Origin of the sequence: Methylomonas montana (genome assembly GCF_030490285.1) — a bacterium.
Taxonomy (GTDB): domain Bacteria; phylum Pseudomonadota; class Gammaproteobacteria; order Methylococcales; family Methylomonadaceae; genus Methylomonas; species Methylomonas montana.
Genome location: NZ_CP129884.1, coordinates 2950001 through 2975451, shown reverse-complemented (window position 1 = coordinate 2975451; position 25451 = coordinate 2950001). Strand labels below are relative to the sequence as shown.

Below are 25451 nucleotides of genomic sequence, written 5' to 3'. Positions count from 1 at the left end.
GTCCTTGTGGCACATTCCGGCCGCTTATTAGCATCCCCCTTTAATGCCTTTAGCAAAACCCATTAAACAGTCGCTGCCGTATTTTCCGGACAGCGCACAATTATTTGCCCCTCTTGCGGAAAGACCTTGGGCGGTGTTTCTGGATAGCGCCCAGCCTCATAGCCGGCAGGATAGATTCGACATCATCGCTTACGCGCCGATAGCGACCCTGCAAACCCACGGCAACATCACCCGCATCGCGCGCGACGGCGTAGTGACCGAAAGCCAAGCCGATCCATTTCTGTTATTGAAACAACAGCTGGGCACGCCGTTAGCCAGCGTCGACGGTTTGCCGTTCAACGGCGGGGCGATCGGCTATTTTGCTTACGATTTGGCTCGGCGCATCGAACGCTTGCCGGCGCTGGCCGACGATACGGAAAATCTGGCCGAGATGGCGGTCGGCATTTACCGATGGGCGCTGATCGTCGATCATCAGCAACGGCAAAGCTGGCTGGTTAGTTATGACTTACCGGAAAGCGAACGGCAAAGGCTGATCGCTGAATTCAGCGCGATTACCCAGCCGGCGACAACCGAAGACTTCAAAGTGCTGCAAGCGCCGCTCGCCAATATGGATAGGGCGGCGTACGCCACGGCTTTTCAGCGTATCAAACATTATCTGAAAGAAGGCGATTGCTATCAGATTAATCTGACCCAGCGTTTCGAGAGTCCTTGTCAGGGCCAGCCCTGGCAAGCTTATCAGGTCTTGCGGCAGATCAACGCCGCACCATTCAGCGCGTATCTGAATTTCCCCGATGTGCAAGTGTTGAGTTCCTCGCCGGAACGGTTTTTAAAAGTAACGGACGGGGCGGTGGAAACCAAGCCCATCAAAGGCACCCGGCCGCGCAAAAGTACTCGGGAAGCCGATCAGGCGCAGATAGAAGCCCTGGTATCCAGTACCAAGGATAGGGCCGAAAACGTGATGATCGTCGATCTGTTACGCAACGATTTGGGTAAGAGTTGTCAGAAAGGCTCGGTATGGGTGCCGAGCTTGTTCGCGGTGGAAAGCTATGCCACCGTCCATCATCTAGTCAGCACGGTGACCGGGCAACTGGCCGCCGGCCAACATGCCATCGATTTATTGCGCAGCTGTTTTCCGGGCGGTTCGATTACCGGCGCGCCGAAAATTCGAGCGATGGAAATCATCGAGGAACTGGAGCCGCACCGGCGTGGCATTTATTGCGGCGCGATCGGTTACATCGGTTTCGACGGCAATATGGATACCAATATCGCCATCCGTACCCTGGTCCACAACCATGGCACCATACGCTTTTGGGCGGGCGGCGGTATCGTCAACGACTCGCAACTGGACGAGGAATATCAGGAATGTTTCGATAAAGCCGCCGCTTTACTGCAATTGCTGCAGCAGTTTAGCGCATGAGCCGGGTGATCAAACTGGGCGGCAGCTTGCTGGAAACGGCGGCCTTGCCGGCCTGTCTGGCGGCGGTCGATCACTATACCGGGCCGGTCGTGATCGTGCCGGGCGGTGGACCGTTTGCCGAGCAAGTGCGCATCGCGCAAAGTCAGTGGCATTTCGACGATGTCGCTGCGCATCGGATGGCGATTCTGGCGATGCAGCAAATGGCCTTGTTGATGCATAGCTTAAGACCTGAATATGCCCTCATTAGCGACGTTGGCAGGCTAAGCTCAGCCGGTCAAATGCAGTCTGTTCTGATTTGGTCTCCGCAAATCGAGCAATTGGATGAGGCCGGTATAGCCGCCAGCTGGGATGTTACTTCCGATAGTTTGGCCGCGTGGCTGGCTGGCCGTATCGACGCAGAGGAACTGATCATTGTTAAATCGGCGCAGATTCCCGTCCCCACCAATTTGCAGGGCTTGCAGCAGCAAGGCATCCTCGATGCGGCTTTCCAGCGTTTCACCGCCCAGGCTAACTACAAAATCACCGTGATCAATAAAGACCGTTTCTTGTCCTGCCATGATTAATTTTATCAAAGCCATTCTGAACAAGCGTTTGCGCAAGGCCTATTATCAAAGTCGCGAGTCCTTGCTGGGGCACCAAAAGCGCGACATCGTGGTGGTGCAGGTGGGGCAGGCTTGCGAGAGCTTGAAGGAAAGCCGAGATCAATTTGTCGATGCGCTGGATAAATTCAAAAGCATCGTCAGCCTGCCGGACAGTTCACTGGAACAACGCTATCAACAACTCAAGCGACGTTACGATTTATGTCGCGGCAAAGCCGATCAAGTCAGCCAGCGGATTCAGGCGGTGGAAGACATCAGCGAAGCCTTGTTTGCGGAGTGGGAAGCAGAGTTGGCTTTGTATAGCAACCGGGCCTTGAAGGCGCGCAGCCAGCAGCAATTGAAAAAATCCCGCCAGCAATACGCGCGTTTATTGAAAGCCTTGCAGACCGCGGAAACCCGGATGCATCCGGTATTGGCGGCGTTTCAGGATCAGGTCTTGTTTTTAAAGCACAACCTTAACGCCCACGCGATAGCGGCGTTGCGGCATGAATTTGTCGAGATAGGCGTGGATATTTCCAGATTGATCGAGGTGATGGAGAAAACCATCAGCGAGGCCAGCCAGTTTGTCACGGTTCTGGTGGAACAGAAGCAACTGCCGGCCCCGGTGTTGCGCAAGTAGATTACATGGAGTGCATTTTGTAATCGATCCGAGCCGGTGGATTTTTATCGCGGGCGTCAGGGGTTTTTTTGCGGTTTTGATCGATACGTTCTTGCGAATATTGGGCGATCATTTGGTCCCAGTTGGCGTATTGTTGGTAGTCCTTGGCGCCAGCGGCTTTGCGTTTGTTAAACAGTTCCTTGCCGGCATCTATCAGCTGTTCCGGTGTTTTGCCGTCGATAGCGTCCAAAAACTCCTTGTTATTACGGATTTCATCGCGTAAGGTCCAGAAAGACACTTCGAATTCGATACGCTGATCCAGCGGCAGTTTTTCCTTGATTTGGCTTATCGATCTGTTGACTGTTTTTAAACTGCTGCCGTTGATTTGGTTGCTTTTATTGCAACCGGCCAATAACGCACAGAGCAAAAAAACCATAACAGTAGATGCTTTTTTCATGATGCAGCCCCCCAGTGGCTAAATAAACAAACCCGAATTTTGTATTTATAATGGTTGCAACGCGGGTTACCAAACAAACCAAATTACTCGGTAATTAAAAAAACACAAGCTTACCACATGCTGGAATTTATCCAACTTCTCAAACAGCGTTACCAAAGCGTGTTACTTCAGCTGGATAAAAAAAATCCCCAGTATCTGGATTATCAACAACGTATCGAACAACTGCTGCACGGCGAGGCCTTCATTCGCAAGGGCGAGCTGTTGGAAAGCCATCCTGGCTTTCCTTTGCAAATCGCCGTGATCGGGCCGACGCAGGCCGGTAAAAGTTCTGTTGTTAACTTATTGCTCAACGCCAATGCGGCCGGCGTCAGCCCGCTGGCCGGTTACACGGTGCAGGCCCAAGGGTTTTGTCATGGCCTGACACCGGACGATTGCGACGGCCTGCAACATTATTTCGGCCGCTTTCAGTGTCTGGACCGGGCCGAGTTGCGGCCGAGCCGATACGACTGTTTTTCGTTGAGCCAGAGCGCCGGTGCATCGCCGCTATTGCCGGCTAGCGTTTGTTGGGATACCCCGGATTTCGATTCGATCGATGCCGCCGATTATCGGGAAGGTGTGATTCGCACCATCGCCTTGGCCGACATCGTCGTGCTGGTGGTGAGTAAGGAAAAATACGCCGACCAATCGGTCTGGGAAATGATGAAAGCCATTGAGGTTTTCCAGCAACCGACGCTGATTTGCGTCAATAAACTCAACGAAGGCAGCGAACCGGTGATTCTGGATTCGCTGCGGCAAAAATGGTTGCAAACCCGCCAAGACCCTTTGCCGGTCGTGGTGCCGCTATTGTTCCAAAAAGCCCCAGCTGTGCCGAGCTGGCCGGCGTCGGCGGAGCGAGCGTTAACCGAGCTGGCCAAGAAAGTCTCGCGTAGCAAACATGGTGGCCGGCAGCAGCAATTGCTGAATCGCTACTGGCTGCCATGGTTGGAGCCGGTGTTTGCCGAGCATCATGCCCAACGGCATTGGCAGACTTTGGTCGATCAATGTCTGGCGCAGGCGGTCAAGGAATACCAGCGCGACTACTTGAACCACCCGCATCATTACGAAACCTTTCAAAACGCCTTATTAAATCTGCTGACACTGCTGGAAATTCCCGGTATCGCCAAAGCATTAGGCAAAACTCGGCGAGCGATGACCTGGCCGTTTCGCAAATTATTCGAATTGGGCGGCGGCCGCTCGACCATCAATCCCAATCAGGAATTGGCGGTATTGAATCAGTTGGGCGAGCATCTGATGATCCAGCTGGCCGACCGTTTGCTGGAAAGAACCGAAACCGAACCGGCCGACAGCCGCTGGTGGAAGGAAACCGCAATGGCGCTCCGACAGAAGCGCACCGATTTATTGCAGACCTATCGCCAGGCGGTCAGCGACTATCACAGCGATTTTCAGCAGGATGTCGAGGCTTCCGCTCAGCGCTTGTATCTGAAACTGCAAGAGCAACCGATAGTTTTGAACAGCCTGCGCGCCACTCGCGTCACCACCGATGCCGGCGCGTTGTTACTGGCGATTCAGGCTGGCGGCATTGGCATTCACGATCTGGTGATCACGCCGTTGATGTTGACCATTACCTCCTTGTTGGCGGAAAGCGCCATCGGCAGTTATATGCATAAAGTCGAAGCCGAGTTAAAACAACATCAGCTCAATACCGTCAAAACCGCGCTGTTCGAGGCTTGCCTGAAACAGCGCCTGTATTTGCTGCCGCAAGGCGTGCAGTCGCAAACCCGCTTCAATATTTCCGAACAACTTTTGTCACAGGCGGAACAGGCGCTGAAAGAGAAGAAACATGGCTTACGATTACTCTGAATTGTTGACGCAGGCCCGGCAATGGGCGGCAGCCGCGCAAGCCGAAGGCCGCCTGAGCGCCAAACGAGCGCAGTTATTGACGACGATAGACACGCGCAGCGCCGACAATCTATTCGCCGCCAGCGTTTCCGATCCGGATGCGCGGCCGCTGATCGTTGCCTTCATGGGCGGCACCGGCGTCGGCAAAAGCAGCTTATTAAACCGCTTGGCCGGCCAAGCGATTGCCAGAGCCGGCATCGAAAGGCCTACCTCGCGAGAAGTCACGCTGTATCACCATCAGAGTCTGGCGATCAATAAACTGCCGGCCGGCTTGCCACTGGACAGCATCAAGATCAGCCAGCATAACGACGCAGCCAATAGTCATATTGTCTGGATCGACATGCCGGATTTCGACAGCGTCGAACTCAGTAACAAACGCTTGGTTTTGGAGTGGCTGCCGCATATCGACGTCTTGCTTTACGTGGTCAGCCCGGAACGCTACCGCGACAACAAGGCCTGGCAGTTGTTGTTGGCGGAAGGTGCTAAACATGCCTGGTTGTTTGTGATGAACCAGTGGGATCGTGGCCAGCCGGTGCAATACGACGACTTTAAAAAGCAGCTGGGCAAGGCCGGTTTTAGCGATCCCTTGATCTTTCGTACCAGTTGCAGCGAACCGGACGGCGATGAGTTTGCGCAATTGCTGGAGCAGTTGCGGCAACTATCCGGCCGGCACAGCGTCGCCCAACTGGAATTGCGCGGCGAGCAATTTCGCCGGCAGCAATTGCAACAAGCTTTGCAACAGCTGGCCGACGAGTTTTCCGGGCAGGATTATCAGCAATTGCTGCAAAATCTGGATGCCCTGTGGCAACATGCGGAAGCCAGCTTGCAGCAGGGTTTGGCCTGGCCCATCAAACAACTCGCGCAATTCTGGGCGGAAAACCTTGGCCAAAAAGCCGAGATCAAACTGTGGGACGACTGGGCGCAAAACCGTTTGAACGATCTGTTGGACGAACTGATATTGCAGGCCGCGCAAGCCAATATCCCCAGCAAGCCTTTAAAAACCGCGCTGCAAACCATCCGGGACAATGCCGAGAAAAATCTTACCGCCCAGACCGAACTGGCCGGCCGCCAGGCTTTGCTCAAGCCCGGCAACGGCGCCCAGCGCTTTTTATTAAAGCTGACCGCGATCTGCGAAACGCTGCTGCCGTTGGCGGCAATGGGCGCGGTCGGTTATCAAGTGTTCTCCGGCTACTATCACAGCGCCGCAGACGCCACGGCTTATCTCGGCACAGACTTTGCGGTTCATAGCGTATTGCTGATTGCCCTGAGCTGGCTGATCCCGTTTTTCCTGCATAAAAAAATCCAGCCATCCTTGCAGAAGGCGGCGTTGAAAGGCTTGCAGAAAGGCTTGCAGCAGGGCTTGTCGGCGGTGATGGCCGAGATCAAATTGACGATGCAGGCCGAGCAACAGCGGAACGAATTATTGCGACAGCAATTATTGACGATGATCGAACGTTGCGCGGCGGAGCCGGTTGCCTCGATCGACAAGGGGAGTTTATTGGGTAGGGTGTTGTTGGCGGATTGAAATTAACTTGAATTTTGATAGCTAGCCGGGAGGCATATGTTTTTCGTGCCCACGCGAAATCGTCCAATTCGGTGGACAAGCGAAAAACGCTTGCTCGCCCAACATCTAATAAAGTGGCCAAATTTATCCGGCCATTACAATACGCGCGCATTGTTGCTATGTTTACCGACACACTTTAAACAAGGCCGGCCACCATGAGCAAAAAACACGCACCCAAACCCGATAAACAAGTCTACAAAGATACTTTGCAACAACTCCAGGAGGAACTGGTCAAGTTGCAGAACCACATCATCAAGCATGGCGACAAGATTCTGATTATCTTCGAAGGCCGTGATGCCGGCGGCAAGGACGGTACCATCAAGCGCATCATTCAGCATCTCAGCCCGAGGGAAATTCGGGTGGTGGCGCTGGGCAAACCGTCCGATCGCGACCTTAGCACCTGGTATTTTCAACGTTACACGCACCATCTGCCGGCCGCGCAGGAAATGGTATTGTTCAACCGCAGTTGGTACAACCGGGCCGGCGTCGAGCGGGTGATGGAGTTTTGCAGCGACGCCGAATATCACGAATTCATCGAAACCGTTTCCCACTACGAGCAATTGCTAGTGCGCTCCGGCATCAAACTGCTGAAATATTATCTGGACATCAGCAAGGCCGAACAGAAAGAACGCCTGAAACAACGTGAAAAAGATCCGCTTAAACAATGGAAAGTCAGCCCCATCGACAAGGAAGCGCAAAAACATTGGCAGCAATACAGCGACGCCCGCAACATCATGTTTGCCAGAACCCATCATTTGTCCGCGCCGTGGACCGTGGTCAGGTCGGACGACAAGCAGGCCGCGCGGATCAACATCATCAAGGATTTACTATTTCGCTTGGATTACAAGGGCAAAAACGAGGCGCTGGTACTGCCGGACGCCAATATTGTCTTCAATTACGAAGAAAGCTATTTGCACAACGGCATGATTGCGCCTTGAGGCGGGTGGGCAAGGTTCGGTAGGCATGAGTGATCGAGTGCTCGCGAAAACCGGCGTTTCCGATAACCCTGCAATCGTCCAGATACAGGGTGCGGCCTGGAAAATTGCGCGGCTGGATGCTTACGTCATGATCTGTAACCAGTGGTGAGGGTATAAGTTACTGATATAATCCCCTGATCTCAACCTTCTCCTGGAGGAGATTGTCGTAAAAGGTAGGTTGGGCTGAATACAATGAAGCCCAACATTTTGGTTTTGTTGGGCTTCGCTCTGCTCTGCCCAACCTACATTTGACTTTTACGACAGCCTCCGGAGGAAGAAGGAGATTTTAGAGATCCCCTCCAGTTTTACAGGCTTAAATCGGCCGAGGCAACTTGCTTGGTCGGGGTGCAGGCAGGGCAGCTTACCTGTAGCAATTCGCCGCTATGCCGATGCCGCAAAGGCCGGGCCAGGCCATCCATTTGATTCATGTCTTGGTATAGCTCGTTTTCGTGCGAGATCACTTCCCGCTCATGCTCAAATGGATACAAGGTTTGAGCCATACCGCCGCCTTCGATGAAATGTTGGCTATCCAATAGCATCAATTTGGCATGCAGTAATTCGTGTAATAAAGCGTCGGCCGGCGAAATGCTACAGGCCGGCGTGGCGTCGCAGCCGGGGGCGTTCAGCAATTGCGCGCCCAGCCGGGTGTCGAAGTAGATGGTGACGCTGTCTACGCCATATTGGTTGCCCCAGGCTTGGGTCTGCCAGTTGTTTTGCCGATATTTGAGTGTCAGTTTTTGGCCGCGTAACTCGTTGATTAAACCGATGACTTGCGGATAGCGCGAATAATAGTCGGCGATGGCGGCCAGGTCGGCGTTGATCGAAGCAGGGTCGCCAGATTCGGCTTGATAGAGCGTGGTCAGGAAGCCGGCGATTTCGGTTTCCGCGAGTTGATTGCTTGTTAACGTCGCTTGTTTCTGACTGTACGCGGCCAATACCTGGGCGGCAGAGGGCGGTTTTTGCTGACGCAAGCGAATCACCGAGACGCCATCGCCGCCGACCGCCAGGCTGGCTTGCATCCGGCTAATCGGCTCGGTAATTTGGCTGGCCGCCGGCTGCACGGCATTGACCGGCAGCAAATCTTTGGCAGTGACGACCCGAGAAGTCGCCATCATGCCGATACAAAAACTTAACACCAAACAGACATTGCGGCGGCGGTTATGCGGAATCGAGTCATCGTTCTTTAAGCGACTGTCTTCCTTTAAATAAATGCCGTAACGCCGGGCAATATCTTGCAACGCTGCAAAGGCTGCTTGGGCATTGAGACTCAAACCGGCTTGGCACACCAGCGCCGGTTTACCGTCGATCACACAAGGATGCAGGAAGTGATGCTCGGCCGGCTGGTTCAAATACCAGCGATTCAAATCCCTGGCTAAATGCTCCAGCCCTTTGATTGGGTGGGCGGCGCTGCCAAAAGCTTGTTCCAGGGTTGTTGTTTCGCTCATTCCGTTTCCTTTCGTTTGACAGCCGATAGTGATGTTTAGTCGGCAAGCGCAAGACTTGCAGTCCTTAAAAGTCCAACTGTACAGCCGGATCGGTTTACCGGCAAGTTCCCTTGGCTGAAGTCATTTCAGCATCGTCGCGGAAAGCTATTCAATTAAAACAAACGCTTGGGCCGATATGGCTGACGGCTTTTCGGCGAGTCGCGGTGGCGTGCGTATTACATTTAACGAAACCGTAACAGACGTGTAACGGAAACCCCCGATTTGCTCTGGAATAATCCGCCGCAACTGAAGGACAGGCCCTATTCGGGCGGTTCGTAAAGATTCAGGACAGATTAGGGAGCAAGGACGGCACGCATAGGGAGTAGGCGACGGAAGAGGTTAGGGAGTCGGCGAGGGTAGAGCGACATGCAACATGGTAGCGGGGAGAGCAGCACCGTCTTGGTGTTAGATAGCAGTGTAAAAATAAGCGTGTAAAAGCCAAACTCGTCGCGAGGCGGGGACGGAAAGCTTCGGATCTTGAGTATTGAATGTCATGCCTGCTTTGGCGGGTGGCCTGGATGGCTGGCGATGATAAGGACGTACATTGACAATGCTCAAGATGGCTGGGCTGTCACCTTGTGTATTTAGACTTTTATTTTTAAATCATAAGGAAACAAACAATGAAACATTTCGGCAAAACTTTAATGGCTGCGGCTCTGTTGGCAGGCGCTGGCGCGGCGAACGCGAGTATCGCAACCGGTAGCGCTACACTCTCAGAAGCCTTTTTGTCTGTTTATGACAAAAGCCAAGCCCTGACTTTTACGCTGGATTTGGGTCTGACCAACGGTGATTTGATTGCTAATGTTGGTAATGCTTCATATACCAAAAGCTTTGATCTGTCAGCTTACGCGCTGTGGAATACTTTTTCAGCCGGTTTGGATGCATCACAAACTGTATTTACGGTTGCGGTAGGTAATGGCTCCAAACAATTGGCAACCAGTGCGGGTGCTCCGGCTGCTTACACCAACTTAACTGTTGCGGCTGCTGCTGGTACTGGTATCAAGAATCACGCCGGCGCGATCAACGGCGGTGCGTTGGCTGATAACCCAGGTGAAACAGTGTCCAACACAGCGGCAAACTTGAGTTCATTGGTGGCCGATTCCGATACAGCCAATACCGGACAGCACAATCAACTCAACACTGCCGATACCTTGTGGGGAACCAAAAGTGATGCGGCAGCGAATATTGCCTATGGTTCGGCCGGTAACTTCTTTTACTTGAACGGCACTGCTGCACCTGTGTTGACTGCCGGTAAATGGACATTGGCAGGCAACTCGTTGAGCTACGGTCCTGCCGTTGCCGCGGTGCCGCTGCCTGCCGCAGTCTGGATGTTCGGCGCCGGCCTGATGGGCGTGTTGCGCATGACTCGCCGTAAACACGCTGCCGCGTAAGGTTCCCAGGGATGGCGTTTGTTTGCCATCCCGTCTCAATGATTCAATCTTAACACCAGAGGAAAAACTCATGAAAAAATTAGTATTAGGCGTGGCGATTTCCGCCGCCCTGTCTTCCGGCGCGCAAGCGGCCATCAACGTTGATGCCAACAACTTGCCGATCATCGATCCCGCGCAAACCAACACCGTATATTTGTCCGGCGCTTCCGCGGCGGTCAACTTCATCGAAAAGCTGATCACCGATTCCACCGTGCCAGCTGTCGATAAAGTTTGCGACAGCAGCAAAAAAGTCTGGAAATATAAAGACAGCTTGACCGGCTCCGACCAAAACGCTTATTTGTGCGAAAAAGCCGCCACCAACAGCGGTTTGCCAACCAATAAGCCTAACATCCTGGTTTATAAACGCAGTGCTGGCGGTTCCGCGTTCGGCGTCAGCCCGCTGATCGCCGAAGCCAATGGCGATGCCGCTAGTGCCAGTATCGAGTTTTTGAAAATCAGCTCGGCTTGCACTCAAGTCACCGCACCGGTTGCCGGCACCACTTTGGGTGTCATCGAATGCCCTTACGACCTGGCTGATCCTACCAAATACGTCAAGCACATCGCTGACTTCGGCATTTCCGACGTCGACCCTGCGCAGTTTACCGGCAACAATACACCAGCCGGTTATTCGGACGTGACTGCCGACGACGTGGCCAAATTGACCGTGAAAAGCGCCTCGGCGCTGGCCTTTGGCGTACCTGTCACTAAAAAACTGTACTTTGCCCTGCAAGCCGCGCAAATTTCGACCGGCGCGATTCCGGCGACTTGCACCGTCGGCAGCGAAGCCGAAGCCTGCATGCCTAGCTTGAGTTCTGCGCAAGTGGCGGCGATTCACGCCGGTAACTGGGCGGACTGGAACCAAATCAAAGTCGGTGCTACCGGTTTGGGTCTGTATGATTGGGCTGCTGCCAATGCTGCCGCTTATTTGCCAGGCGCGTCTAACCTGCACACCTGCCGCCGCGAAAACGGTTCCGGTACACAAGCGCAATCCAACATCAAATTCCTGCAAGACCCCTGCACCACTGCCGCTGGCGCTACCCCGCCAGCAGGTGACGCGGTTGCCTTGGGCTTTGCTGAAGGCGACGGCTATCCGATGATCCACGAAAACAACACTTCCGGTTCGGTCGGTAACTGCCTGGATGAATTGGATGACGGCACCAACGCCGCTAACGGCTTTGATAACACCTGGGGCGTGCGTTGGGCGGTCGGTATCCAGTCGCTGGAGAAAAAAACCGCCGCTGCCAGCAAATTCCGTTTCGTGAAACTGGACGGCGTCGCGCCGACTCTGGCTAACGTAGTCAGCGGCAAATACAGAGATTGGGCGGAAAATACCTTCCAATACTGGACCAACCATGTGTTCTCCGCCAACGCCACCGAAAACACCGCGCTGAAAAAACTGACCGATGCGGTCATCAAATCGGCTGGTGCGCCTGAAGTAATGGCGGCTCTGAACAACGGCTTTACCCACACCTTTACCACTGAAAAAGGCGCTTATCTGGCGGTTCCGACCAACTTTACTCCAGAAGCCAACGGTGCGTTTTTGTCCAGCAGACCGGTCAACCCATACAGCCACGCTACGTCATCTGTGTCGGTCAATAACTGCCGCGTCCCTACCTTGTACAACAACGGCGACGCCAAGTTGTAATAGCTAGCCAAGCCGGGGCAATCCCGGCCGGTCATGGATGACCATCAATATTACCAGGCCAGCTCGCTTCATCGCGGTTGGCCTGGTTTGTTTTTATTAGGGTATCAAATCAAGTCGGAAGCCATGCTTGGCAGGGTTTGCGAATACCTGCTCCGAACAGCGCTGTCACAAAAACTTAACCTAAGCTTCATACAATGGCGGTTCGGCGGTTTTCATCGGGAAGACCGGGTCATGCACATTCATCGGATACATGCAGTTACATCACACAACAGTCGTTAAACCCTGCCTATTGGTGTTGAGTTTGGTCGCACTGGCTGCCGGCAGTTTTAGCGTGTCGGCGCAGCAAAATTTGGAAACGCCGGCGGCGGAAACCCAAGCGGTCCAAGCCCAACCCGCACCGCAAGCAGCGGCCAATTTCGATCTGCTGGAACTACGGGTCAAGGGCAACACGCTACTGGACAAAAAACAATTGGAGCGCACGGTTTATCCGTTTCTCGGTCCGAAAAAAAGCATCGATAACGTCGAAATGGCTCGCACCGCGCTGGAAGACTTATACCGCACCAACGGCTATCAAACCGTGGCGGTGGACATACCGGAACAGGATGTGAAAAACGGCATCGTCTATTTGCAAGTCGTGGAAGGCAAGGTCTCCAAGTTGCGGGTCAAGGATTCCCGGTATTTTTCGCTGGGCAAAATCAAGGCCGGTGTCCCGGAGTTGGCGGAAGGCAACGTCCCCAATCTGCCGAAAATGCAGCAACAATTGGCCGAGTTGAGCGGGCAGAGCGCCGACCGGCAGATTCAGCCTATCCTGCGGGCCGGCGAAACGCCTGGTACTTTGGAAGTGGATTTAAAAGTTAAAGACGAACTGCCGCTGCACGGCCGTATCGAGTTGAATGGCCGCAATACCTCCACTACTTCACGCTTGCGGTTGGTGTCGTCCTTACGTTACGACAATCTCTGGCAGGAAATGCACAGCGCTTCGCTGATGTATCAAGTCTCGCCGGAAAACAACGAAGAAGTAGACGTTTGGGCCGGTACCTACGCGCTGCCGCTGTTCGACAGCCCGACTCGCTTGGCTTTTTACGCGGTCAGTTCTTCGTCCAGCGCTCAGATCGCCAGCGCCGGCGCGCTGTCGGTGATCGGTATCGGTAATATCTACGGCGCCCGTCTGGTTCGACCGTTTAAATCGCTGAACGACTACAGCCACAACGGCACCTTGGGCGTCGATTACAAGGATTTCAAGGAAGACGTCAATTTGCTGGGGGCCGACTCGATTAAAACCCCGATCAGCTATACGCCGTTCCTGGCCCAATACAGCGGAAATTGGCGCAGCGAGCATGCCATGACCAGCTTCGATGTGGGCATGCATTTTTCGGTGCGCGGCTTGGGTAATTCTCAAAAGGAGTTCGAGGAGAAGCGCTATCTGGCCAAAGCCAATTATCTCTATCTGACCGGCGACCTGAAAACCCAGCACGAATTGCCGTGGGGCATGGAAATGGTCGGCCATTTCTCCGGACAAGCCGCCGATTCGCCCCTGATTAGTAACGAACAGTTCTCCCTGGGCGGCGCGCAGAGCGTGCGCGGTTATTTCGAAACGCAGGCCTTGGCCGATGACGCGGTGTTCGGTTCGCTGGAGCTGCATTCGCCGCACCTGGGTGCCAGCGATTGGGAGTTTGTCGATCAATTGAAATTACTGGCTTTCTTTGATGCGGGCAAGGGCTGGATCAAAAACGCCTTGCCGGGTAACGCCAAGGGCAATTTTCTCAGCAGCGGCGGTGTTGGCTTGCGCTTTCAAATGTGGAAAAAGCTTAGCGGCGCCTTGGACATCGGTATTCCGTTCAGTTCGTTGGCGCCGGTCAATAGCGGTGATCCTCGGGTGCATTTCAATATTGCCACCGAGTTTTAAAGTATTTTATCAGTGGCGAATGTTACCTATTTAACTATTCGTTAAATAGATATTTTGTCATTTTTTCGTCATAAATAGACGAGCTGATTGCTGTATTAGGAAGTCCTGTTTTATTGGAATTAGACTCTATATCGATAGGGTGATTCGGCTTTTAAAAATATTTTGCAATATGGGTCAAATAAATTTGGCCACAAAATGTGTTTATAAGTGGTTTATAGAATAAAATATCATAATAATCAATAACTTGTAAATTTATTGGTTTTTATTTTTTGTCATAATTTTGTAATAAATAATCATTAATACCTTGGTACAGTTATTAAAAGTTATATGGATATTAAACTCATATTCGAAGACGATATTGATGAATTTAATATTTCATTGGTATTGATTTTTTAATAACGAACGATAAAGCCAAACTCGTTGCGAAGCGGGGACGGAAAGCCACGGGTCTTGTTATTCAAGGCAGCCGGGTTGCCAATATCAGATGTTTGTTAATGACTTGGGTAAGGGCAACCAATATGGCTAACAAAACCGCAATGCCGCGGCAGAAAAATTCCGAAAATTTCAGATTAAAACCCCTGGTCGCCTGCGTGCGATTGGCGGTAACCGGCGGCATGTTGGTCGGCAACGCGATACCCGCCCATGCCGAATTGCCGATCGCGGCAGCGACGTGGATATCCAGCGGCAGCGCAAGCAGTCAAATCATCGGCAATACCTTACGCATCGATCAGCAAACCGACAAAGCCGTGATGAATTGGCAAAGCTTCAACGTCGGCAAGGAAAATACCGTGCAATTCGTCCAGCCCAATAGCTCGTCGATTGCGCTGAATCGGATCGGCCAACAAGACGCCAGCCGGATCATGGGCCAGATCATCGCCAACGGCCAAGTCTATTTGTACAACAAGAACGGTTTTATTTTCGACAAGGATTCGGTTGTCAATGCCAATAGTTTCATGGCCAGTACGTTGAACATCACCGACGATGTGTTCGAGCGAGGCATTACCCGAGTATTCAGCGAAAACGGCACAGCGGCGCTGGCCATTGAGCCGATGACGGCAGGCGATAAACTGGATCCGAAAACCGCTCAAATCCTGATCGAGGCTGGTGCCAAAATCCATACCGACAAGGGCGGACGGATCATCATCGCCGCGCCCAATATCGAAAATAGAGGCTCATTATCGGCTGGCGAACAAGGCCAGATTATCGTCGCGGCCAGTCAGGACAAGGTTTATCTAAAGCCGTCGCCGAACGATGTCAACAATCCGTTCGCCGGTTTGCTAGTGGAAGTCGGCACCGGGGGTAAAGTCACCAATACCGGCGATATTGCGGTCAGGCAGGGCAATGTGACCTTGGCCGGTTTCGCGGTTAATCAACAGGGCCGAGTCAGTGCGACGACTTCGGTCAACGTCAACGGGTCGATACGGCTGGTGGCGCAAGAGGGCGTCGATGAAAACAACAAGGATAAATTGTTCGCCAATAAAACCCAGCGTGACACCGATCTTGGCGACGAGTTAGGTACCGAAGCCACGGTGAAATTGGGCGGCGGCAGCGTCACCCAGATTCTCGCGGATACCGGCGGCGGCCAGGCGATCGACGAACAAGAGCAGCCGGATTCTTACCTGCAAATCACCGCTAATACCGTCCGTGCCGAGGCTGGTTCGACTATCAAGGTGCCGGGCGGCAAGGTCGATATTAAGGCGACCGATAATCTGTTGCAGGCGACGCAGGGTACTAAAGGCCGAATTTTCATCGACAGCACCGCGCTGATTGATGTGGCCGGTTACAAAGGTGTCGCAGTCGATATGGAACGGAATGTCGGCGAGATTTCGGTGCAGAGTTACGAATTGCGCGATGCACCCTTGCAACGCGACGGCGTGTTAAAAGGTAAAACCATTCGGGTCGATTTGCGCAAGGGAACCGATATGGTCGATACCAGCGGCGCGCAGGCCAGGATCAGCCGGGGAATCGAGGAACGCCTGAGCAAAGGCGGCCAGATCAATTTAACCGCCAGCGATGACATTATCGCCAACGATGGTTCGGTGTTCGATATCGCGGGCGGTACGGTGCAATATCGGGACGGTTATATCAGCAGCACCAAACTGGTGACCGATTACGGGCGGATCGTCGATATCAGCGAGGCCGATCCCAACGAACGTTACACCGGTATTTTCGGGGTAGTCGAGGAAGTTCACACCAAATGGGGCGTCAAGAAAGTTTGGAACATTCTGGACCAATTCGGTTTGGGGCAATTTCAGCGCGGTTATACCGAAGGCAAGGCCGCCGGCAGCCTGAACATCGTTGCGCCTAAATTAGCTTGGGACGGCCTGGTGAATGCCGGTTCCACGCTAGGCATCTACCAACGCGACGCGGCGGCGGTACCGGCCGGCGGCAGTTTCAATATCGACATGGCTGTGTTCCAATCCCTGCAGAATGTGCGATTTACCAGGGAATCGGATCATATAGCGCTCGCCGACAATTTTATATTCCCGATGGCCGAGGAGAAGCAACCCGGTCTCGATTTGAAGCTGTCGCGACGGCTTTTCACAGATACCGGACTTGGCTCGGTGTCGGTTAGCACCTTGGGCAATGCGGCGCTGGAAAGCGACGCGGACATTACGATGCGGGCGGGCGGCAAGTTGAGCGTGGCTGCCGGCAGTGTGGCCGTCGATGGCCGTTTTCAGGTGGCTGGCGGTAGTCTGAGCCTGACATCGGCCGCCGACGCCGCTACCGCGCCCTCGTCCGGCGATGGCAGCCTGACGATAGCCTCTCAAGCCGTGCTGGATGTGTCGGGTCTATGGGTCAACGATTTAAGGCTGGGTGTCGATGTGTCCCCCAACGATCCGCTGATTCTGGACGGCGGAACGGTGACTTTAAAATCGCGCGGTGATTTGCATTTCAATGCCGGGGCGTCGATTAGAGCCGACGGTGGGGCATGGCTGCCGCTGGATGGCGAATTGCGGGCCGGTAAGGGCGGATCGATTACATTGGCCGCCCTAGGCGCTAAGGATAGCGACGGTAACATCACAGAGCCGGCCAGCTTGACCTTTGCCGGTCAAGTATCGGCTTATGGCCTGGAGCAAAACGGCAAACTGGCCTTGGCCAGCAGCAAGATCATTGTTGGCACACCGACCGGCGAGGACGATACGGCCGATGCCTTGTTGCTGTCGGTCCGCAACGGCAATTTCGATTTTTCTCAGCAATTGGCTTTCAGCGAGATTCAATTGTCGGCCAATTACGGTCGCTTGACGGTTAAATCCGACGCGCATTTGAATTTGCGCCAGCAAAATCTGGAACTGACCTCGGCTTATCTGAATGCGCCTACCGGCCAATCCATGCGCGGTTTCAGCAACATTGCCGAATTACCCGAACATTTGCGCCAACCGCTGAAGTTGGGTTTATCCGGCAACGCCGGCGCGATATTAGAAACCGGCAGCCGCATCGTGGCCGACAAGGGGTCCGAGATCACGATCGCCAGCCAGCAAGGCAGCATATTTGCCGACGGTTGGTTACAAGCGGACGCCGGCAAGATCGACATCAGTATCGTGCCGAGCAATGGCCTGGAATACGACGCGAGCCAAACGATTTGGATAGGCCAACGCGCCAGTTTGCTGGTACAGGGTAGCTCCCGGTTGCAGCCGGCAGATCAGTTCGGTCGAGTAGCCGGCGAAGTGCTGGATGGCGGGACGATTAATTTCGATGCCCAGCGCGGTGTGGTGGTGTTGGCGGAAGGTTCGATGCTGGATGTTTCCGGTAACCGGGTCAGTGTGGATATTCAAAAAGTCGGCGGCGGTTCGGCTGTCGAGTATGTCAGGCAAACCCTGGCGTCCAATGCCGGTAAGATCACCATTCGTGCCGCCGAGGGTATCGTTATCGATGGCGAAATGCGCGCGGTGGCGGGTGCCGTCGGCGCGCGTGCCGGCAGCTTGTCGCTGAGCCTGGATCGCTCAAAACGCAACACTCCCTTGTTGCCGACTATTCCGTTCCCGACCGGTACGCTGACCATTAATGTGGTGCAGGGCGCTCGTCGCGGGATGGACGAAGAATTCAGTTTCGGCGACGACTTCACCGACTCCACTATCGGTCGAGCCACACTCAGTGCGGATCGGTTCGCCCAGGCGGGTTTCAGTGATCTGAGCCTGTTCAGTCGTGGCGGCAATGTGACGTTTGTCGGCGATGTCAACTTAAGCGCCGCCGAACGTATCGCTATTGATGTCGCCGAGTTCAAGGCGGCGGGGATGGACGGCGCGGCCGCCGGTAATGTGGTGTTGGCGGCCAATTATCTGGAATTGGGTTCATCCTTGAATCGGAGCATCGCGACGACCGCCGAGGCTGGCGATGGCGAATTCTCCGCTAATGCGCAATGGATACAATTAGAAGGCGCTAGCCGCTGGAGCGGCTTTAGCAAGGTCGCGTTGAACAGCCAACACGATATCCGCACGCTGGGTTTACATAACGAACCGGAGGAGCGCGATTATGTCGGCGCATTGGTGACGGCGGCCGATTTATATTTGCATGCCAGCCAGATTTATCCGACCACCCTGACCGATTTCACCTTTGCGGTGCGCAATAACGATACCGGCCGCATCGTCGTGACCGGCCGCAATAGCGATGTCTCGCCGTTGGCGGCGGCCGGTTCCTTGACACTGGAAGCACCGTTCATCGATCAGCAAGGCGTATTAAAAGCGCCGTTGGGTACGATCAATCTGAATGCGGGGCAGCGACTGACGCTTGCGGACGGCAGCGTCACCTCGGTGTCCGCCGCCGGTTTATTGATACCGCTCGGTGTGACGCAGGGTGGTCTGGACTGGCTATATCCTTTGGACAAGTTGACCAATCTGGTATTCGATAATGCGCCAGTGACGACCGACAGTTCCGCTGTCGAAAATTCGGCCTTCAAAGGCACACCGGAAAAACGCGTGAAACTGTCGGCCGTCGAAATCGAGATGGCGCCCGGCAGTGTGGTCGATTTGTCGGGTGGCGGCGATTTGCAGGCTTATGAATTCATCGCCGGCTCAGGTGGTTCTAACGATTATTTGCAGACCGGCGGTGCCGGCTACCAAGGCGGTTTTGCCATCATCCCCACGCTGGGTACGCAGTGGGCGCCTTATGACCATTACGAAAACACCGGCTGGACCTATGCGCCCGGCGCAACCGTTCATCTGGACGGTACTGGCAATTTGCCGGCCGGCGAATATGCGATTTTGCCGGCGCATTATGCCTTGTTGCCCGGCGCTTATCTGGTCACGCCGCAAGCCGGTACTCAAGATCAATCCATTACGCAATATACCGTGGATGGCCGAGCTATTGTCTCCGGATATATGGCGCAGGCCGGCAGCGAGGTGCGGGACGCGCGCAGCAGCGGCTTCCTGATCGAGACCGGCGCGGACGTGCGCCGCCACGCGGAATACAAAATTTATACCGCCAATGCGTTTTATACCGAGAAGGCCGCCAAAAGTGAAAGCGCGGTGCCGATTCTGCCGATGGACGGCGGCCATATCTCATTGGTTGCCCAAACCCGGCTGATTATGGAAGGTCAATTCATGATCGACGCCTTGAGTGGCGGCAAGGGTGCCAGAATGGACATCGCCGCCAACCGAATCGTGGTCGCCGACCATTTCAGCGAGATTCCGACCGAGGGTATCTTGGAGATTCTGGCCGGTGATTTAACTGCGTTGAATGTCGATAGCCTGCTGTTGGGCGGTGCCCGGCAGCGTAACCTTAAAACGGGCGAAACCGATATTCAGGTAACGTCTGATCAAGTGATCTTTTCGGCGGGTATCAGCCTAGAAGGCGCGGAACTGATGGCAGTTGCCAAGGATGTTGTGGCAGTAGAGGCGGACGCGAGCTTGGCAGCCAACCGTATAGCCGCAACCGGCGATAGCGTCATTAATATCAGCGGCGACGGTGCGATGTTGCGTTTGTCCGGCGGTAGTCAGGTCAGCTTGAATAGAACCGACAGCAATGGCTCGGCTGGTGATTTGAAGGTGGCGGCCGGCGCCCGCTTGCATGCGTTGGAGTCGATGTTGCTGGACGCCTCGCACGCCACCGAATTGCTGGGCGATATCGATATGCAGGGCGGATCTTTGAATCTGGGCGCCAACGCCATTAACCTCGGCGAAGTCGACGGCTTGACCGGCAATGCGTTGAATCTGTCCAATGCTAAATTGACGCGTCTCAGTGTCGACGAATTGGTACTGACGGCGCGCGACAGTCTGGCTTTTTACGGTAATGTCGGCCAGGTGGATGCGAACGGCGAATTGATCGTCGAGGCTGACAATCTGCCCAAGGCTTTGCAATTCAGCAAGCTGAGCATCAATGCCGCCGGTTTGAGCGGTTTTGGCGTCGGGGGCGACACCGCCAGACTGCGGATCGGCTCGCTGCAATTGCAAAACACTGCCGAGGCGGAAAGCGTCCAAACCGCTGATGGCCTTGGTCGCCTGCAATTGTTGGCGGATAGCGTGGAAATCGGCGACGGCAAGTTTACGCTACAGGGCTTCGATACGGTGGATATTCAGGCTCGCGATCAATTCCGCTCCACAGGTGACGGCGATCTGCGGATTGCGGCCGATTTGAACTTGGCTACCGCCGCGTTTACCGCCGATGGCGGCAGCAAACTGCGCTTGGATGCGACGGGCGGACAAGCCCGATTCGCCAGTTTGAACAGCGAGTTGGCGCCGACTAGCGGTTTCGGCGGCAGCGTCGATATCGTCGCCGATGCGATTGACTTCAACACCAAGGTGCTGCTGCCTTCCGGACGTCTGGGATTGCATGCCTTGAGCGGCGATGTAACGCTCGGCGGGGAAGCTCGCGTGGATCTGGCCGGTCGTACCGTGCAATTTGGCGACATCAATCGCTATACCGCCGGCGGCAGCTTCAAGGCCGTGGCCGATCAAGGTCGTATCGCCACCGGGGCCGGATCGCTGATCGATGTTGCCAGCAGCGGCGACGCCGACGGCGGTTCGATTAGCTTGCAGGCTTTGCAGCAAACCGTGAGCTTGCAGGGTGAACTGAAGGCGCAAGGTGCTAGTGCGGCGCTGGAGGCGGACCATTATGCTCAAGGCAACGATTTCGACACCTTGATGCGAGCCTTGAATACCGCTGGCGCCGACCAATCCATCTATTTCCGGGTCCGTCATGCCGATATTCGCCAAAGCAATCAGTCGCTTATCGCGGCGGAGCAAGTGAGCCTGGTTTCCGATACCGGTACCGTCGAACTGGCTGGCAGCGTGAACGCCGACGGTGCGGCACATGGCGGCAAGATCAAATTGTACGCCGGCGACAAATTGGTATTGGCGAACGGCGCGGTATTGTCAGCTCAAGGCATCGGCGAGGGTGCGGCCGGCGGGACCGTGCTGCTATCGGCGGTGGATGGCGACAACGACGGTATCGGCGGCATCGAAGTACAACGCGGCTCGAGTATCGATGTGTCCGGCAAGGGCGCCGCCAATGGCGAGGTAACGCTACGGGCTAGACGCACCGCCGACGGCGGTGTGGACATTCTGCCCATCGCCGGCGATATTAAAGGCGCTTCGGCTATCTACGCGGAAGGCGTTGCAAAATATGGCAATGCCGATCTGGGAGACGATGGCAACATTGATACTGCCGACATTGCCAAAATCAAGGCCGAAACCGATGCCTATATGGCAGCGGCCAATATGTCCGCCGTGACCGAAACGCTGGGATACGGTATCCGTTTATTAGCGGGTGTGGAAATCGATTACAGCGGCGATTTGGTCTTGAAGGATACATGGGACTTGGCCGATTGGCGTTACGACGAAAATAACGATGGCAATGTTTGGGACGATTTACCGGGGCGTTTGGTGATTCGTACCGACGGTCATTTGACGTTGGATCAGTCGTTGACGGACGGCTTTAAGAACGAAAATTTCGAATATAACGATAATGGCGTCGTTAAATCGGTCGCGGTGATCGATCGCTTGCAGAAGGGCGCATCCTGGTCGTATCAATTGACGGCCGGCGGCGATCTGCAAAGCGCCGATCCGAATAAAACCTTGTCCGCGAAAAACCTGACGCTGGCCAGTAACGTCAGATTACGAACCGGCAGCGGCGATATCGAGGTCAACGCCGGGGCGGATATCATTCTGGCGTCGGGCCAGAAAATCAGCAATAAAGTCGTATCCGCTGCCGCTAAAGGCAGCTCGACGCTGGCAGTCGCCGATATATCCGCCTGGAAAGTGGGCGGCTATTTGTCCGGTAGCACTGCTATTGCGACCGGCGCCTATATTACGGAGGTCGATCCCACCAGCGTGACCCATACGACCAAGGAGGCGGCCATCCTTAAAAGTTTTTCGTTACGCATCGATAGCGATGAGGCCGACGGTTGGCGGGTAGGTGATTATCTGTCCGGAAACGGTATCGATACCGGCACCACGATTACTAAAATCAACACCGCTGGCTTTGCTAGTCTGACTGCGAGTGCGACTGCCAAAAACAACAAGAACATTAAAGTAGCCGATGTTAGTGGCTGGGTGGTAGGTGATTATTTGACCGGTAACGGTGTTGCTGCCGGCAGCGTGATTACCGCCATTAATGCTTTGACCAAGACTGTCACGCTGAATAAAGCTGTGACGGCGGCGGTCCCGGTCAACACCACTTTGAAGACCTTGCCTTCGGTACAGTTGAGCAAGGCATTGAGCAAGGCGATTTCCCAAAATGTGGCGATCAAAACCCTGCCCGTTGTCGAGCTCAGCCAAGCGTTGACGACGCAGGTTAATGCGAATATAACGCTGACTGCCGAATACACCGCCGCTTCGATTTACAGCGCGGGTACCACCTCTCAGAGCAATCCTTACGGCAGCTTGTCGGACAAAGCCGTGGCCAGGCAGCTATACGCCGATTATCCGGTGAACGGTGGCGATTTGAGCTTGAACGCTGGTGGCAATATTCGCGGTACGGTCGGCACGAACGATTTTAACGATTGGCTGTTGCGTCGTGGAGAATGGTCGGATGCGGCACATACCGAACCGACTGCCTGGGGCGTGGCCTTGGGCTATTTGCCCGGAAAGCTAAGTAGCGGCCAGAAGACCGATCAGTACGGTAGGGCGCCGATGCCGCAGTTCCAACAAAGCATAGGCTCTTTCGGTGGCGGCAAGGTTTCGATTAGCGCGGGTGGCGACATTATCGATCTGGACGTGGCGATGCCCACTACCGGCAAGCAGGTCGGCGATGCCAACGGCAGTAATAACTTCAGCGGCTTTAAAACCAATCAGGTTGAGATTAACGGCGGCGGCACCATGCAGATCAGTGCCGGCGGCGACATTATCGGCGGCAGCTATTTTCTGGGACAGGGTAACGGTGCAATCAAGGCTGGCGGTAGCGTTAAGGGCGGCACAAACACCGATAACGGGCCGATTTTGTTGCTGGGTGATAGCCGGTTTTCGATTTCGGCCACCGGTGATGTCGGCTTGGGTGGGGTCAGCGACCCGATGATCACGCATAAAGATGGCGTCAACTTCTTTAGTTATAGTGCTGCCAGCGCCTTGAACGTCGCCAGTTTGGCCGGCGACGTGCTGTTATTCTCCAACGGTAGAGTCTTCGCGGACGGCAATACTTTTAAGGAAACCTTATCCGCTATTTATCCGGCTTCGTTAAACGCCAGCGCTTTCGGTGGCGACATCAAGCTGGGCAACGAAATTACCCTGTTCCCTTCGGCCAGCGGCCAATTGAATTTGTTGGCAGAGCAGAATATCAGCGCCGATAAGGGTGATCTCGGTGTGCGTCTGGGTATGTCGGATGCCGATGCGACGCTGCTTCCCGGAGCGGAGTCGCCACTGACCGAAACCGGCTTGGGCGACATTTTGCGCTATTTCGATACGTTCAACGCCACTAAAGACCGGATGGAAGATATCCATGCCGCGACTCCGATTCACCGCGGCGACGCCGAACCGGCGCGCTTGGTGACCCGCCAGGGCAATATCGAAAACATCGGTTTTACCCTGCCTAAAAAGGCGTTGATCAAGTCCGGCAACGATATTACCAATCTGTTGTTGTATCTGCAGCATGCCAACGACGACGATGTGACCTTGCTGGAAGCGGCGCGCGATATCAGCTATCCGCTGGTTCGGCTGGCCAGTACCGGTAAACTGGATAACTCGTCCAGCCGTGAAATTGAGATTGGTGGTCCCGGCGATGTCCTGGTCAAAACCGGCCGGCATATGGATTTGGGTGGATCGAAGGGTATTTCGACAGCCGGCGATTTGATCAATAGCGCTTTGCCAGACCATGGCGCGAATTTGACGGTATTGACCGGTGCCAATGGCGAGCTGGACTATGCCGGCTTTATTCGCACTTACTTACAAGACAAGTCTGAATATGCCGAGGCTTGGCAAAAAGCCAACTTGCTGATTACCGGTTTCATGCGAGAGCGGTTGAATGACGCCAATCTTAGCGACTCAGCTGCGTTGGAAGCTTTTGCCAAATTGAACAGCGGCGATTTCGTGGCGATACAACCGCAATTGAACGCCATTGTGCTGCCGGTATTTTTTAACGAAATCAAAGTCTCGGGTAGTGCATCGGCCGGTACCTCTTCGTTGGGTAATGAAGGCGGCTTTGCCGCTATCGAATCGTTGTTTCCCGGTAGCGATTGGAAAGGCGATATCAGCGTTTTCTTCAGTAAGATTCATACCAAGGACGGCGGCGACATCAATTTGCTGGCGCCTGGGGGGCAGATCAATGCCGGTGTAGCATTCTCTTTTGACGAGAGTGAGAAGAAAAAAGCATCGGAATTGGGCATCGTTGCCCAAAAGGATGGGAATATCAACGTGGTGCTGCGCGACGACTTTTTAGTAAATACTTCGAGAGTGTTCGCGCTGGATGGCGGCGACATCATGATCTGGTCGTCGGAAGGCGATATCGACGCCGGCCGAGGTGCCAAATCGGCGATTGCCGCGCCGCCTCCGGAGATCGGCTATGACGAAAAAGGCAATATGACCATCACCTTTCCAGCGGTCGTTTCCGGTAGCGGGATTCGCACCGCGGCCAGTTCGGCCGGCGTAGTGGCGGGCGATGTTTACTTGTTTGCCCCAAAAGGTGTCGTCGACGCCGGCGAGGCCGGTATCGGCGGTACTAACGTGACCATTTCTGCCACCGCGGTGTTAGGCGCTCAAAATATCCAGGTCAGCGGTGTCGGCACCGGTGTGCCGGTAGCGGCCACCGGCAGCGTGGCGGCCGGGTTGACCGGTACCAGTAATATGACGGCCGGCGTCAGCCAGATGGCGGAAAGTTCGGTCGGCGGCAATGTTGGCAAGGATGCGAGTAAGGCGATGGCAAAAGCAGTATTGGGTATATTGAACGTCGAAATTCTGGGTTTCGGCGATTAACCTATCGTTAAAGTTCTAAAGCTTGCCGGCACTTTGCCGGCAAGCCTTTTTTCCGTGCCAGCCGCGATTATCGGCGGCGTCATGCGTATCTCTTTCGTGATGATTTTTCAAATGGCGTCGAGCAATAAAATTCAAG

At 54.5% G+C, this 25451-nt stretch carries 13 protein-coding genes and 2 riboswitches; of the genes, 11 read left to right on the top strand and 2 right to left on the bottom strand.

Annotated elements, in window-relative coordinates:
• Positions 1 to 43: 43 nt before the first annotated feature.
• Genes pabB through QZJ86_RS13610 form a run of 3 tightly spaced genes read left to right on the top strand, consistent with a single transcriptional unit; the run spans position 44 to position 2635 of the window.
• Complete coding sequence (gene pabB / locus QZJ86_RS13620) at positions 44 to 1417, top strand: aminodeoxychorismate synthase component I (protein ID WP_301670970.1); 1374 nt, start codon at positions 44 to 46, stop codon at positions 1415 to 1417.
• Positions 1414 to 1980 (top strand): amino acid kinase family protein, encoded by a 567-nt coding sequence (locus QZJ86_RS13615; RefSeq protein WP_301670969.1) that lies wholly within the window; start codon positions 1414 to 1416, stop codon positions 1978 to 1980. Before pabB ends, QZJ86_RS13615 begins: the two co-directional genes overlap by 4 nt.
• The gene (locus tag QZJ86_RS13610) at positions 1973 to 2635 is read left to right on the top strand and encodes a DUF2959 domain-containing protein (protein ID WP_301670968.1); all 663 of its coding nucleotides are present in this window, start codon (positions 1973 to 1975) and stop codon (positions 2633 to 2635) included. Before QZJ86_RS13615 ends, QZJ86_RS13610 begins: the two co-directional genes overlap by 8 nt.
• A 1-nt stretch (position 2636) precedes the next feature.
• Here QZJ86_RS13610 and QZJ86_RS13605 read toward each other — a convergent pair whose 3' ends face one another.
• Positions 2637 to 3071 (bottom strand): DUF6694 family lipoprotein, encoded by a 435-nt coding sequence (locus QZJ86_RS13605; protein ID WP_301670967.1) that lies wholly within the window; start codon positions 3069 to 3071, stop codon positions 2637 to 2639.
• Positions 3072 to 3188: 117 nt separating this feature from the next.
• Here QZJ86_RS13605 and QZJ86_RS13600 point away from each other — a divergent pair, with 117 nt between their 5' ends.
• From QZJ86_RS13600 to QZJ86_RS13585, 4 genes are all read left to right on the top strand, one after another.
• A complete protein-coding gene (locus QZJ86_RS13600; protein ID WP_301670966.1) occupies positions 3189 to 4931 on the top strand; it encodes a GTPase in 1743 nt (580 codons plus the stop codon).
• Positions 4912 to 6495, top strand: coding sequence for a GTPase (locus QZJ86_RS13595; RefSeq protein WP_301670965.1), 1584 nt, complete (start codon positions 4912 to 4914; stop codon positions 6493 to 6495). Before QZJ86_RS13600 ends, QZJ86_RS13595 begins: the two co-directional genes overlap by 20 nt.
• Positions 6496 to 6689: 194 nt before the next feature.
• Complete coding sequence (gene ppk2, locus QZJ86_RS13590) at positions 6690 to 7472, top strand: polyphosphate kinase 2 (protein WP_301670964.1); 783 nt, start codon at positions 6690 to 6692, stop codon at positions 7470 to 7472.
• Between the two features lie 25 nt (positions 7473 to 7497).
• Entirely contained in the window at positions 7498 to 7620 is a 123-nt protein-coding gene (locus QZJ86_RS13585; RefSeq protein WP_301670963.1) for a hypothetical protein, read from the top strand.
• A 196-nt stretch (positions 7621 to 7816) separates the two neighbouring features.
• Here QZJ86_RS13585 and QZJ86_RS13580 read toward each other — a convergent pair whose 3' ends face one another.
• Positions 7817 to 8956 carry a hypothetical protein gene (locus tag QZJ86_RS13580; RefSeq protein ID WP_301670962.1) on the bottom strand — a complete coding sequence of 380 codons (1140 nt, stop codon included), beginning with the start codon at positions 8954 to 8956 and terminating at the stop codon, positions 7817 to 7819.
• Positions 8957 to 9422: 466 nt separating this feature from the next.
• A riboswitch (cyclic di-GMP riboswitch) is annotated at positions 9423 to 9521 on the top strand.
• A 94-nt stretch (positions 9522 to 9615) separates the two neighbouring features.
• Between QZJ86_RS13580 and QZJ86_RS13575 the strand changes: the two genes are divergently transcribed.
• The 4 genes from QZJ86_RS13575 (at position 9616) to QZJ86_RS13560 (ending at position 25315) form a co-directional block, all read left to right on the top strand.
• Positions 9616 to 10386 (top strand): hypothetical protein, encoded by a 771-nt coding sequence (locus tag QZJ86_RS13575; RefSeq protein WP_301670961.1) that lies wholly within the window; start codon positions 9616 to 9618, stop codon positions 10384 to 10386.
• Positions 10387 to 10456: 70 nt separating this feature from the next.
• Positions 10457 to 12070, top strand: coding sequence for a hypothetical protein (locus tag QZJ86_RS13570; protein ID WP_301670960.1), 1614 nt, complete (start codon positions 10457 to 10459; stop codon positions 12068 to 12070).
• A gap of 250 nt (positions 12071 to 12320) precedes the next feature.
• Positions 12321 to 13976, top strand: coding sequence for a ShlB/FhaC/HecB family hemolysin secretion/activation protein (locus QZJ86_RS13565; protein WP_301670959.1), 1656 nt, complete (start codon positions 12321 to 12323; stop codon positions 13974 to 13976).
• 400 nt (positions 13977 to 14376) lie between these two features.
• Positions 14377 to 14455: riboswitch (cyclic di-GMP riboswitch) on the top strand.
• A 39-nt stretch (positions 14456 to 14494) separates the two neighbouring features.
• Entirely contained in the window at positions 14495 to 25315 is a 10821-nt protein-coding gene (locus QZJ86_RS13560) for a filamentous haemagglutinin family protein (RefSeq protein ID WP_301670958.1), read from the top strand.
• Positions 25316 to 25451: the final 136 nt, after the last annotated feature.